Source organism: Ottowia sp., assembly GCF_047975795.1.
In the GTDB taxonomy this organism is placed as follows: Bacteria; Pseudomonadota; Gammaproteobacteria; order Burkholderiales; family Burkholderiaceae_C; genus Ottowia.
Window position 1 is genome coordinate 38,126 of sequence record NZ_JBKEEE010000097.1, and the last position, 13,334, is coordinate 51,459.

11 protein-coding genes are annotated in these 13,334 nt (G+C 63.1%); 7 read left to right on the forward strand and 4 right to left on the reverse strand.

Annotation, left to right across the window (positions count from 1 at the left end):
* Positions 1-235: 235 nt before the first annotated feature.
* Positions 236-3,844, reverse strand: a complete 3,609-nt coding sequence (locus ACK5NW_RS14845) for an indolepyruvate ferredoxin oxidoreductase family protein (RefSeq protein ID WP_416929436.1) — start codon at positions 3,842-3,844, stop codon at positions 236-238.
* A 183-nt stretch (positions 3,845-4,027) separates the two neighbouring features.
* On the opposite strand from ACK5NW_RS14845, the gene ACK5NW_RS14850 reads away from it, so the two are divergent.
* Positions 4,028-4,498, forward strand: coding sequence for an Lrp/AsnC family transcriptional regulator (locus ACK5NW_RS14850; RefSeq protein ID WP_416929438.1), 471 nt, complete (start codon positions 4,028-4,030; stop codon positions 4,496-4,498).
* A 17-nt stretch (positions 4,499-4,515) separates the two neighbouring features.
* Here the strand turns inward: ACK5NW_RS14850 and hprK are convergent, their stop codons facing one another.
* The 3 genes from hprK to hpf form a co-directional block, all read right to left on the reverse strand.
* A complete protein-coding gene (gene hprK / locus ACK5NW_RS14855) occupies positions 4,516-5,472 on the reverse strand; it encodes an HPr(Ser) kinase/phosphatase (protein WP_416929440.1) in 957 nt (318 codons plus the stop codon).
* A 63-nt stretch (positions 5,473-5,535) separates the two neighbouring features.
* Entirely contained in the window at positions 5,536-6,003 is a 468-nt protein-coding gene (locus ACK5NW_RS14860) for a PTS sugar transporter subunit IIA (RefSeq protein ID WP_416929442.1), read from the reverse strand.
* 288 nt (positions 6,004-6,291) lie between these two features.
* Positions 6,292-6,621 carry a ribosome hibernation-promoting factor, HPF/YfiA family gene (hpf, locus tag ACK5NW_RS14865; RefSeq protein WP_416929444.1) on the reverse strand — a complete coding sequence of 110 codons (330 nt, stop codon included), beginning with the start codon at positions 6,619-6,621 and terminating at the stop codon, positions 6,292-6,294.
* Between the two features lie 378 nt (positions 6,622-6,999).
* Between hpf and corA the strand changes: the two genes are divergently transcribed.
* The 6 genes from corA (at position 7,000) to ACK5NW_RS14895 (ending at position 13,214) form a co-directional block, all read left to right on the forward strand.
* On the forward strand, positions 7,000-7,986 hold the full coding sequence (corA, locus tag ACK5NW_RS14870; RefSeq protein ID WP_416929446.1) for a magnesium/cobalt transporter CorA: 987 nt from the start codon (positions 7,000-7,002) through the stop codon (positions 7,984-7,986).
* A gap of 96 nt (positions 7,987-8,082) precedes the next feature.
* Positions 8,083-9,480, forward strand: a complete 1,398-nt coding sequence (locus ACK5NW_RS14875) for an aminopeptidase P N-terminal domain-containing protein (protein ID WP_416929448.1) — start codon at positions 8,083-8,085, stop codon at positions 9,478-9,480.
* A gap of 15 nt (positions 9,481-9,495) precedes the next feature.
* Complete coding sequence (locus tag ACK5NW_RS14880; RefSeq protein ID WP_416929450.1) at positions 9,496-10,098, forward strand: MOSC domain-containing protein; 603 nt, start codon at positions 9,496-9,498, stop codon at positions 10,096-10,098.
* A gap of 194 nt (positions 10,099-10,292) precedes the next feature.
* Complete coding sequence (locus tag ACK5NW_RS14885) at positions 10,293-11,978, forward strand: DUF4139 domain-containing protein (protein WP_416929452.1); 1,686 nt, start codon at positions 10,293-10,295, stop codon at positions 11,976-11,978.
* A gap of 240 nt (positions 11,979-12,218) precedes the next feature.
* Positions 12,219-12,692 (forward strand): phosphatidylglycerophosphatase A, encoded by a 474-nt coding sequence (locus ACK5NW_RS14890; protein WP_416929460.1) that lies wholly within the window; start codon positions 12,219-12,221, stop codon positions 12,690-12,692.
* A gap of 6 nt (positions 12,693-12,698) precedes the next feature.
* Positions 12,699-13,214, forward strand: a complete 516-nt coding sequence (locus tag ACK5NW_RS14895) for a CinA family protein (RefSeq protein WP_416929454.1) — start codon at positions 12,699-12,701, stop codon at positions 13,212-13,214.
* Positions 13,215-13,334: the final 120 nt, after the last annotated feature.

The following is a 13,334-nucleotide window of genomic DNA, read 5'->3' on the forward strand; positions in this document are numbered from 1 at the left end:
CTGCCAGCGAACGCCTGAGCGGACGGTGGATCAGCAATATTGGTGCGGCCTCATGTCCGCAAAATAACCAACTATTGTATGCGGCGGGCCATTTTGCCCCGTCACACCGCTGATCCTGCGACAGACTCAGGAGCGCTTTACAGACCAAGCTCCTTGGCCGATCTGTTTTCGCTGTAAATTTGATAGCATTTGCCGCTTAGCGTACAAGCGCCAATAGCGGGAAACACTTCGGAAATTAAGCCGTTCGTCGGTCGGTCGATGTAGAGACACCAGGCTGCTGCCACTGTTTCATCAACTCTGTCCAGCGCGTGCGCGCGGCTTTCAGGTGGTGTTCTTTCACGTGGCCATAACCCTTGATCTGCTCAGGAATGCGGGCGATGTCGACTGCCAGGGCGTGGTTATCGGCGTTGAGCGACTTCAGCAGCCCTTCGACGCAAGTACGGTATTCGACGATCAGCGCGCGCTCGGTACGGCGTTCGTCGGCGTAGCCAAAGATGTCCAGCGGGCCACCGCGCAAGCCTTTCAGCCGGGCCAGCAGGCGGAAGTGGCGCAGCATGCCGGGGCCGTACTTCTTCTTGACCAGCTCGCCACGTTCATTGCGGTCGGCCGTCATGGGCGGGGCCAAATGGAAGTTGAGCGTGTAGTCGCCTTCAAACATGCCTTCAATGCGCTGGATGAACGCCGGGTCGCTGTGCAGGCGTGCCACTTCATATTCATCTTTATAGGCCATCAGCTTGAATAAGCCACGCGCCACCGCCTCGCTCAAGGTGGTTTTGCCCAGTACGCTTTCAGCCTGCTGGACCTGTTGCACGAAGGCGCGGTAGGTTTCGGCGTAAGCGGTGTTCTGGTAGCCGGTGAGAAATTCCACGCGGCGCGCGATCAGCTGCGCCAGCGTCTCGCGCGGCTTGAACTCCATCACCTGCGCACCACCTGCACTGGCCAAGGCTTGCTCGACCCGCGTCCAGTCGTGCGCGGCCTGGCGACCCCATTCAAAGGCGGCCTTGTTGTTGTCGACCTGCACATTGTTCAGCTCCATCGCACGTTGCAACGAAGCCAGCGTCAACGGCACCCAGCCGCGCTGCCAAGCGTAGCCCAGCAGCATGGGGTTGACGTAGATGGTGTCACCCATCAGTTTGGCCGCCACGGCATCGGCATCAAAAATGCCCAGTCCGCCGCCGCCCACCGCACGGGCGATGTCGGCGGCGCAGCGCTCGGCCGGGTTCTGCCAGCCGCTGTTTTTGACGAAAGCGGCGGTGGGCGTGGCGTGGCTGTTCAGCGCCACGTGGGTGCGGCCCTCGCGCATGCGCAGCACGGTTTCTTTGTGCGCAGCGACGATGGGGTCACAGCCAATGATCAAATCGGCCGAGGCCATGCCCACGCGCGTGGTGCGGATGTCGTCCTGCGTGGCACCAATCAGCACGTGGCTCCAGGTCGCACCGCCTTTTTGCGCCAGGCCCGCCGCGTCTTGCGTGACGATGCCCTTGCCCTCGATGTGCGCGGCCACGCCCAGCAACTGCCCGATGGTGATGACGCCGGTGCCGCCCACGCCTGCGACCACAATACCCCAGGCGCTGCCTTCTGCGGGTTGCAGAAACTCAGGTTCGGGCAAAGCACCCAGCTGAAACGGCGACGCCTTGGCGGCTGACTTGCTTTTTTTCTTGAGCTGCCCGCCTTCGACGGTGACGAAGCTGGGGCAAAAACCCTTCAGGCAGCTCATGTCCTTGTTGCAGGTGCTCTGGTTGATGGTGCGCTTGCGGCCAAACTCGGTCTCCAGCGGCTCCACGCTCAGGCAGTTGCTTTGCACGCTGCAATCGCCGCAGCCTTCGCACACCAGATCGTTGATGACCACCCGTTTGGCCGGGTCGATCATGGTGCCGCGCTTGCGACGGCGGCGCTTCTCCGTCGCGCAGGTCTGGTCGTAGATGATGACGGTGGTGCCTTTGATTTCGCGGAACTGGCGCTGGATGGCGTCCAGCTTGTCCCGGTGCTGCACCTCGATGCCGCCGGGCAAGCCCTTGGCACGCGCGCCGTCGTATTTCTCGGGTTCGTCGGTGACGATGATAATTTTGGCCGCACCTTCAGCGCGCATGTTCTGCGCAATCTGCACCACCGACAGCCCTTCGGGCCGCTCGCCGATCTGCTGGCCACCGGTCATGGCCACGGCGTCGTTGTAGAGAATTTTGTAGGTGATGTTGGCACCGGCCGCGATGCTTTGACGCACGGCCAGCGTGCCACTGTGGAAGTAAGTACCGTCACCCAGGTTGGCGAACACGTGCTGTTCGTTGCTGAAGGGCTGCTGGCCGACCCAGGGCACGCCCTCGCCGCCCATCTGGGTAAAGCCCACGGTGCTGCGGTCCATCCAGATGGTCATGAAGTGGCAGCCGATGCCAGCCATGGCGCGCGAGCCTTCAGGCACGCGGGTGCTGGTGTTGTGCGGGCAGCCGGAGCAAAACCAGGGTTGGCGCTCAACCCCTGTGCCCGCCTTTTGCAGCACCTGCATGGTGTGGTCGGCAGCATCCAGCACCACCAACTGGCGGTCGATGCGCGCCTGCATCTCGACGCTCAGGCCCAGCTTGATCAGGCGCTGGGCAATGGCGCGAGCGATCAGCGCGGGCGTCAAATCGGCGGTGGCGCGCAGCAAGGTGTTGGCCGTGGGGTTGGCGTGCGACCATTCGCCGCCGGAATGGTCACCGTCAATCTCGTGGTACTTGCCCACCACGTTGGGGCGCACGTCGGCGCGCCAGTTGTACAGCTCTTCCTTCAGTTGGTATTCGATCACCTGGCGCTTTTCTTCCACCACCAGAATTTCGCGCAGGCCAGAGGCAAATTCGCGTGTGCTTTGCGCTTCCAGCGGCCACACCACGCCCACTTTGTGCAGGCGAATGCCCAACTGGCGGCAGGCGGCCTCGTCCAGCCCCAGATCCAGCAGCGTCTGACGGGTGTCGTTGTAAGCCTTGCCGCTGGCAATGATGCCCAGTCGGTCATCCGGCCCGGCGATGACGTTGTAGTTCAGCCGGTTGGCGCGCACGTACGCCAGTGCGGCGTACCACTTGGTGTTGAACAGGCGCTCTTCCTGCGGCAGCGCGGCGTCAGGCCAGCGGATGTGCACACCACCGGGCGGCATCTCGAAGTCGGTGGGCAATTGGATTTGCACCCGCTCGGGGTCGATCAGCGCGGTGGCGCTGGACTCGACCACCTCCTGAATCGTCTTCATGCTGGTCCACACGCCGGCATAGCGGCTCATGGCAAAGCCGTGGATGCCGAAATCCAGAATCTCCTGCACGCTGGCCGGAAAGAACACCGGCAGCCCGCAGGCTTTGAAAATGTGGTCGCTCTGGTGCGCAGCGGTGCTGCTCTTGGCCACGTGGTCGTCGCCTGCGATGGCGATCACGCCGCCCCAGGCGGTGGTGCCCGCCATGTTGGCGTGTTTGAACACGTCCGAGCAACGGTCTACGCCTGGCCCCTTGCCGTACCAGATGCCGAATACGCCATCAAAGCGATTGCTGCCCGGCGGCGCAAAGCCCAGTTGCTGCGTGCCCCACACGGCGGTGGCGGCCAGCTCTTCATTGACGCCAGGCTGAAAGACGATGTGCTGTTTTTCCAGATGCTGGCGCGCCGCCCACAGCGCCTGGTCGTAGCCGCCCAGTGGCGAGCCGCGGTAGCCGCTGACAAAGCCCGCTGTGTTTTGACCAACCAGTGCGTCACGCTGGCGTTGCAGCATGGGCAATTTGACCAGGGCCTGAATGCCGCTCATGAAGGCGCGGCCATGTTCCAGGCTGTACTTGTCGTCCAGAGTCACTGTTTCCAGCGCCTGGCGGATGTGCTCGGGCAGCGGGGCGTTCATCGTGTTTGTCTCCTGTAAGGCCGGTCTTGTGAACCGGTGGCAGCGTTGGCGTGCGGCACCTTCGGTGCCACATCGCTTGCCCGCTGTCCAGGCAAAGTGTAGGCCGCATGGGGCGATAAGTGCTTTCTTTGCATACTGCCAAAGGCTTTATCAAAGAAAGAAAATTTCTACAATTAGCCCATCATGGAAACACTTGATGCTTATGACCGCGCCATCTTGCAGCATTTGCAAGCCAATGGCCGCTTGACCAACACAGAGCTTGCGCAGCGTGTGGGCCTGTCGGCAGCCCCTTGCTGGCGGCGCGTGCGGGCGCTCGAAGCCGCTGGCTACATCCTGGGCTACCGCGCGGAGGTCGATCGCCACAAGATCGGCCTGGGCGTGCTGGCCTTTGTGCGACTGGACGCCGACCAGATCAACACCGCCCAGTTGCGCCAGTTGGAAGACGCCATTCGCGCCATACCAGAGATCGTCAGCTGCCACTACATCAGCGGCGCAGGCACATTTGAGCTGCAAGTGGTGGGGCGCGATCTGGCGCAATTCAGCAAGTTTGCGCGCGAGGTGCTGATCCAGTTGCCCAACGTGAAAGACCTGCACACCAGCTTCTCGCTGGGTGAAGTCAAAGCGGCTGGAACGCTGCCCCTTGGGGCAACCTAATTTAGCCCGCGCAGGTTTCAGGCGCTGCCTTGCTGCTCCATCGCCCGACGATGGCGTTCGACAAATTCCTGATAAGTGTCAATGCCGCGCAATTGCAGGATGTGGTTGCGCACCGCCGCTTCCACCAGCACGGCGATGTTGCGGCCCGCCACCACCTGGATCACTGCTTTTTGAATCGGCACACTCAGCACTTCTTGGGTCAGCGGCTCGTAGGGCAGCCGTTGGTAATCGCGCTCCAGCGTTTCACGCCGCACCAGGTGCACGATCAGGCGCTGGCGCATGCGCCTGCGCACGGCGGTTTCGCCAAAGATAGTGCGAATGTCGAGCAAGCCAATGCCGCGCACTTCCAGCAGGTTTTGCAGCAGTTCGGGGCAGCGCCCTTCAATGGTGGTCTGGTTGACGCGAAACAAATCCACCGCATCGTCGGCCACCAGGCCGTTGCCACGCGAAATCAGCTCCAGCCCCAGCTCGCTCTTGCCCAAACCTGACTCGCCCGTAATCAGCACGCCCAGCCCCAGAATGTCCATGAACACGCCGTGCATGGTGGTGCGGTCGGCAAAGTGCTTGGACAAATAGGTGCGCAACACGTCGATAACGAAGGCCGCCGACTCCTGCGTGGCAAACATGGGCAACTGGGCGCGCTCGCACATGGCCACCAGCGCTTCAGGCGCGGTCTGCCCGTCGCACAACACCAGCACCGGCGGCTCCAGCGTGACGATGCGGGCGATGCGGCGCGCACAGTCTTCAGGCGCGGCGTTGCTCAGGTAAGCGACTTCGCGCTCGCCCAGAATTTGCAGCCGATAAGGGTGAATGTAGTTAAGGTAACCCACCAGGTCGGCGCTGGAGCGCGCCTCGCGAATTGCTACCTCATCAAAACGCCGCTCCGATGCCCCCAAGCCTGCCACCCACTGCCAACGCAAGGCGGCCCGGTGTTCTTCAAACAGAACGTCGGCGCTGATGGCTGAAGGTTTCATGGCCGCAGATCAGGCGCTGTCAGTTGAAAGCTGATGTGCCAAGGCGCAAGGCACGGCTGCTTCTCAAGCCGCCTGCGCAGACTGCCAGTCGGTGATCAGGCTGTGCAGGTCATCCACTGACGGGGCCGATTTGATACGTTCGCGCAAAGCTGAGTCGCTCAGCAGTTCGGCAATTTCGGACAGGATTTCAAGATGCTTTTGCGTGGCTGCCTCAGGCACCAGCAAAAAGATCAACAGCCCCACGGGTTGCTCGTCTGGCGCATCAAAGCCAATCGGTTGCGCCAGTTGAATCACCGCCGCCATGGGCGCTTTCAGCCCCTTGATGCGACCATGCGGAATGGCCACGCCATGCCCCAGGCCGGTGGATCCCAAACGTTCTCGTGCAAAAAGGCTGTCGGTGATCAGCGCTCGCGACAAGCCGTGCAGGTTTTCAAACAGCAGACCGGCTTCTTCAAAAGCGCGCTTTTTGCTGGTGGCGTCAACGCCGACCAACACCTGCGATGCCGGAAGGATGGAGGCAAGACGGTTCATAAGTGTGCGGGAATTATGCCTTGATGGTGCCCGATGGCGGCGAGCACTGAACTTGTGCCAGTTTATGCCGCTTCAGCCCTTGTATGCAATTGTCACGCTTAAATTGTCACGTTGGGCAAGGCATCAAGAAAACGCAGCAGTCATCTCGTGGATAGCCAAACAGTGTTCAACAAAGTGCATGGGATACAAGGCAGAACAAGGATCGAAAAGAAAGCCGCCCGACTTGTTGATCGGGGCGGCTCTTGGAAGCTGGAGTCTACGGTCTTCGCTCGTTGTTTGTAAGCATTATTACATCAAATGCTTGGCAGCGGCACGATCATGTGATTGCACCTTGTCTTTGTGGCGCACCACTTGCCGGTCCAGCTTGTCCACCAGATCATCCACGGCGGCGTACAAATCCTCATGGCTGCTTTCTGCAAAAAGGTCCGATCCCTTGACGCCGATGCGGCATTCAGCTCGTTGTCGCCGGTCTTTCTCCTTCTGGTTTTCAACCGACAGCAAAACCTTCACGTCCACCAACTGATCGAAGTGCCGGGTAATTCGATCCAGCTTGCTGGTCACATAGCTGCGCAGCGCGGGCGTGACTTCGAGATGGTGGCCGCTGATCGTCAGGTTCATGGCAAAAGGCTCCTTCTTGGACAAATCGGCCGCTCAAACCAAGCGGCCCAAACCGTCGGTTGATGACCACCAAAAAGCGGCCCGACAACCGACACGCCAGCCCACTATGCGCTGGATTGGCATCGAAATCAACCGGGGCAACCGCGATTCCATACGCTGCACAAGGTCAGGCGCGTGCCGCTGCGCGCTTTGTCATGCAAGGCCAACCCCTGGTGCGATAATTCACCCGTTACATCCACTTTACGAAAGCCCGTTTTGGAACCCGTCCCAAGTCGATAGCTTTCGCCTCCCTGGGAACCGCTGGCGCGCGGGGGGCCGAAAGCCAAGCCCCTCACCTGCAGCGCCGCGTTGGTCTTTTTTGAACCCAGGGAATCTTTCATGCTCAACGTTTTCACGCTGTCCAACGGGCGGCTGTTCCAGGAAGAAATTGAATCGCTGGAAGAGCTGTCGCAGTTCCACCCGATCTGGGTCGATCTGGAAGAACCCACGCCAGAAGAAAAGCGCTGGATCAAGCAGTATTACGGCCTGTCGATCCCTGAAGACGCTATTGACGAAGACATTGAAGAGTCGGCCCGCTTTTACGAAGAAGACAACGGCGAGCTGCACATTCGCTGCGACTTTTTGGTGGCCGACCCAGACGAGCCGCGCCAGGAGCGCGTGGCCTTCATCCTGAACCAGGTCAACGCACAATTGCGCAGCCATGGCGTGCTGTTTTCGATCCACGACGAGACAGTGCCCGCCTTTCGCCTGCTGCGCATGCGCGCGCGGCGACTGCCCGGCTTGCTGACCGATGCCAAAGAGGTGCTGCTCAAACTGTTCGACGCCGATGCCGAGTACAGCGCCGACACGCTAGAAGGCATTTACGACGAGCTGGAAGCGGCCAGCAAAAAAGTGCTGGACGGCAACGTGGACGACTCAGCCGCCAGCGACGTGCTGGCCGCCATCGCCCGGCAAGAAGACTTGAACGGTCGCATCCGCCGTAACGTGATGGACACACGGCGCGCGGTCAGCTTTTTGATGCGCAGCAAAATGCTGGACGCCGAGCAGTTTGAAGAAGCACGCCAGATCGTGCGCGACATTGACTCGCTGGACAGCCACACCGCCTTCTTGTTCGAGAAGATCAACTTCCTGATGGACGCCACCGTGGGCTTCATCAACATCAACCAGAACAAAATCATCAAGCTGTTCTCGGTGGCCAGCGTGGCCCTGCTGCCACCCACGCTGGTGGCCAGCCTGTACGGCATGAACTTCCGCTTCATGCCCGAGTTGCAATGGCAATACGGTTACGCCTGGGCACTGGGCCTGATGGTGGCCAGCGCGCTGGTACCCATGTGGTACTTCCGGCGGCGGGGCTGGCTGAAATAAAGCGCCCTGCATCGCTAAGTCCACATCAACCGCGCCATACCCATCCCGTACAGTGCGGTCATCAACGATCGCCCCCACGCCGCAGCATCCACAGCCATGCCAATCGCCAATTACGCCGCCCGCCGCGCCCGCCTGGCCGCCCAGTTGGGCGAAGGCGGCGTGGCCCTGATCCCCACCGCACCGGTGCATATGCGCAACCGCGACAGCGATTTCCCGTATCGACACGACAGCTATTTTTATTACCTGACGGGCTTTACCGAACCCCACGCCTGGCTGGTGCTGACCAGCGATGGCCGCAGCACACTGTTTTGCCAGCCCAAAGACCTGGAGCGCGAGATTTGGGACGGCATCCGCCTGGGGCCTGAGGCCGCGCCCGCCACGCTGGGCGTGGATGAAGCGCACAGCGTGGCCGAGCTGGATCAGCGCCTGCCCAAACTGCTGGAAAACCGCCGCACCGTCTGGTACCCCTTTGCCACCCACACAGGGCTGGAAACACAGGTCGATGGCTGGCTGCAAAAAGTACGCGTCCGTGCGCGCTTTGGCGCGCTGGTGCCCGAGGCGCAGCGCGACGTGTGCGCGCTGCTGGACGAGATGCGTTTGGTGAAAGACACCCACGAGCTGGACCTCATGCGCCGCGCCGCGCAGATCAGCGCCGCCGCCCACGTGCGCGCCATGCAGCGCTGCGCCCGCATGCTGCGCGCGGGCGAAGACGTGCGCGAATACCACCTGGATGCCGAATTGCTGCACGAATTTCGCCAACACGGCTCTGAGTTTCCCGCCTACGGCAGCATCGTCGCCGCCGGGGCCAACGCCTGTGTGCTGCACTACCGCGCCGATGCCGCACCGGTGCGGGCGGGCGATCTGGTGCTGATCGACGCCGGGTGCGAGCTGCATGGCTATGCCGCCGACATCACCCGCACCTTTCCCGCCAATGGCCGCTTTACCGGTCCGCAGCGCGATCTGTACCAACTGGTGCTGGCCAGCCAGCAGGCGGCGATTGCGGCCACACGGCCCGGCGCGCGCTTTACCGCACCGCACGAGGCCACAGTGCGCGTGCTGGCGCAAGGCATGCTGGATTTGGGCCTGCTCGACAAAACCCAAGTGGGCAACGTGGATGACGTGATCGCCAGCCGAGCCTACTTCCGCTTTTACATGCACCGCACCGGCCACTGGCTGGGCATGGACGTGCACGACTGCGGCAGCTATGTCGAGCCGGGCGAGCTGGGCCAGGTGAGCGAGCGGCGCGACCCGCTGTCGGGCGAAACCATTCAAGACCGCCCCGCCCGCATCCTGCGCCCCGGCATGGTGCTGACCATCGAGCCGGGCATTTACCTGCGCGCCGCCGATGACGTGCCCGCCGCATTCCACAACATCGGCATTCGCATCGAAGACGATGCCGTGGTCACCGCCGATCCGCGTTTTGACGGCTGCGAGCTGATCACGCGCGGCGTTCCCGTGGAGGCGGACGCCATTGAAGCGTTGATGGCCGCATAAAGCCTGCTGCGCCACATGACCCCCGCCCTGTCCGGCCAGATACGCCACGTCTGCGTGGGAGCAGCACAGCCGCTGACAATTGCGGGACGCACAGTACTGTCGGGCATTGCCAAGCGGCAAGTCACCGGGCCAGTGGCCGTAGGCGCGCTGGGTCTGGCGGGCGACGAGCAGGTGGATTTGAGCGTGCACGGCGGCTTGCACAAAGCGGTGTACGCCTACCCTGTGGAGCACATGGCGTTTTGGCAGGCCGAGCGTGCCGCACGCGGCCTTGCACCGCCAGGTGAAGTGCTGCCTCCTGGTTTTGTGGGCGAAAACTTGGGGGTTACCGATCTTCTGGAGGGCCACGTGTGGGTGGGCGATATGCTGCATTTTCCCCACTGCGTGCTGCGCGTGACTGGCCCGCGCGAGCCGTGCTTCAAGCTGGCTGCCGTGATGGGCTTTGCCGCCGCAGGCAAGCAGATGGTGCGCCAAGCCCGTTGCGGTTTTTATCTGGCCGCAGAACAGCCCGGCACGCTGGCCGCTGGCGAGCGGTTTACCCTGCACCCTGGCCCACGCGCGCTTTCCATCGCTGACGCCATTCATGCCAAATGGGCCAAGCATCGGCACGATGAAGACTGATCGTTGAAGGCCAATACTTTGGACACCAATTTATTCAAAATCAATAGCACACTTCGCTTTATAAATAAGCACAAAAGCATGTTTTGGCTTCTAAACTTTAGATTCCTGGCGAGCTGGTCATGCCACCATGTCCGACGGCGTCGACTGCTACCATGCGCGGCATCCACAAGCTTTTCTTTTGACCAACCAGACCCATGAAAAAACCTGCCCGCAAACACCCGTCCGCCATTGTTCGCATTGCAGGCGTTGGGGTATTGACCCTGGCCGCTGCGGCAGCAGCCTGGCCCCCCGCAGCCTGGTCGCAGCCAACGCCGTCTGGCGCGGCCAATGTCGACGCTTCACGCCTGGCGCGCGTCACCGTCTACCCCGGCAGCGCCACGGTAGAGCGCACGCTGCGGCTGGCTGCTGGCGCGCGCCAGGCCACCTTTGCCTGCCTGCCGGCGGGGCTGGATGCGCAAAGCCTGCAAGTGGCCAGCGATGCAGGTATCCGCGTGGGCGACATTGCCGTACGCCAGCAAGCGCGCGAGCTGCTGGGCAAAGCCTGCGTCAGCCCGCTGGAAGATCGCATCAAAGGCATTGAAGACCAGATCGCCACGCTGCAAGCCGAGCAGGCAGGCATTGGCTACGCGCTGGGTTACCTGAACAGCTTTAGCGGCGCTGAAAAAGACAGTGCAGGCCGGGGCGGCGCAAGCACGCCCGCACAGATCAGCGCCACAGTAGAGGCGCTGCGCCAAAACGCCAAGGCCCCGCTGACGCGCGCGCACCAAATTCAGCGCGAGCGCGAAGTGCTGGAGATGGAACTCAAGCCCCTGAAAGCCGAACGCGACCGCGCCGGTGGCGCGCGCGGACACGTCAGCGTGGTGCACATCAACCTGGCCGCACCGCAAGGCGGCGAGCTGCGCCTGTCGTACCAGGTGCGCGGCCCCAGTTGGCAGCCCAGCTACCGCGCCACGCTGGACAGCGCCGCACGCAAAGTGCGGCTGGAACGCCAGGCCCAGGTGGCGCAAAACACCGGCGAGGACTGGACTGACGCGCAAATCACCCTGTCCACTGGCCAGCCCGGCGCAGCCACGCAAGGGCCGCTGCCCAGCCCGTGGCGTGTGGACATGATGTCGCCCAACAACGTGCCGGTGCTGGCAGAAGCCGCACCCATGATGGCACCTGCCCCTGCTGCGCTGGAGCGCTCGAAAGTCGCAGCCGCCGGGGCCGACGCTCCGGCTGAACCCGACATGCCCAACTTCGACGTCAGCGTGTTCGAGGGCAGCTTTGCCACCCAGTTCGTGGTGCCCCAACGCATCAGCGTGCCGTCCAACGGCCAGCGCGTCACGCTGTCGCTGGGTGAGCAGGTGCTAGGCGCCAAATTGCTGACCCGCACCACGCCCGCCAGCGACGCCAGCGTCTTTTTGGTGGCCGACATGGCCGCGCCACCCGGCGTGTGGCCGGTGGGCAGCATCAGCCTGTACCGCGATGGTGCTTACGTGGGCCATGGCCGACTGGACACCACGCTGCTGCCCCGCCAGGGCTTAAGCTTTGGCCGCGACGAGCGTGTCACGGTGCGCACCGAGCAGCCCGCGCGCACCGATGGCACGGGCGGCTTTATCGGCAGCCGCCGCGAACGCCGCGTAGGCCACATCTTCGTGGTGGAAAATCGCCACAAAGAAGCCATCACCTTGCAAGTGCTGGACGCCGCCCCGGTGCCTCAAAACGACGAGGTAAAGGTGCAGTCCAGCTACCAGCCCAAGCCCGAAACCGAAAAATGGAACGACCAGCCCGGTACCGTGCTGTGGCAGCAAGCGCTGGCCGCCGGAGCCACCCAGCGCCTGACGGCCGACCACGTCATCACTTGGCCCAAAGACGCCAGCCTGATCGACAACCGCTGACCGGCTCCCGCCCACCCCGATAAGCCCACCCCTGTGAGCCTGGCCGACATCCCGCGCGACAACGTGAGCGACGTGCAGTCCAGGCCGCTGCGGCCGGACGAAGACGCGTCGCCCGCAAGCGCTTCAACCAGTGCACAACCCACACGACTGGAGCCGCTTGGGCCGACTTCATCGCACAGCAATGCCCACCATGGCAACGGGCCTGCCGCCGCAGGCGCGGTGCGCCCCAGCGCGCGCTTCATGCGCAGCCATCCGGCGCACTGGGTGGCGCTGGGCTTTGGCAGCGGCCTGTCGCCCATCGCGCCGGGCACCGTGGGCACGCTGTGGGCCTGGCTGACGTGGGGGCTGCTCAGCCAGTGGCTGAACGCGGCGCAACTGGGCGGGCTGCTGGCCGTATCGCTGCCCATCGCCTGGTGGGCCAGCACCGTCACCGCGCGCCACCTGCGCACGGCCGACCCCAGCGCCATCGTGGTGGATGAGATCGTCGCCTTCTGGGCCGTGCTGTGGTTGGTGCTGCCCGCCGGGTGGTGGGCGCAGTGCGTGGCGTTTGCGCTGTTCCGGTTTTTTGACGCCGCCAAACCCGGCCCCGTGGGCTGGGCCGACCGCTGGCTGCACGGCGCACGCGGCTGGCGCGGCGGCTTCGGCATCGTGCTGGACGACGTGGTAGCCGCTTTCTGCACACTGCTGGTCATGGCACTGTGGCGTACATGGTGAACATGCATGCGACAACAAAGTGAGCTTTTGACGCAGTTTGCACGGGCGCAAACAACCGATTTGACTCAGAAAGTCGCAACCCGCTTGACCGCGCTGCACTGGCAAATGGCCACGGCTGAAAGCTGCACCGGCGGGCTGATTGCCGTCGCCTGCACGGATCTGGCGGGGTCGTCCGTGTGGTTCGAGCGCGGCCTGGTCACCTACAGCAACGCCGCCAAATCTGAACTGCTGGGCGTGCTGCCCGAGCTGATTGCCACCCACGGCGCAGTCAGTGAGCCGGTGGCACGCGCTATGGCATATGGCGCAGTGCAGCGATCGCACGCAACATGCAGCCTGGCCGTGACGGGCGTGGCCGGGCCTGCCGGTGGCAGTGCTGATAAACCGGTGGGCACCGTGTGGTTCGGCTGGTGTGTGGGCGATGCCATTACCAGCCAAGTGCAGCGCTTTGAAGGCGACCGCGCCGCCGTGCGTGCCCAGACGGTGGCGCATGCCCTGGCAGGGTTGCTGGTGCGACTGGGCTAAGAGCGTGTTCAAAGTCTCAGCGTGAGGGGTGTGGGATGCGGATCGGGATGGGCTGCAAGGCGCAAACCGCAGCGATACCTGGCGGTATCGCGAGGATTTGCAACGCAGCAGACCGCCCGG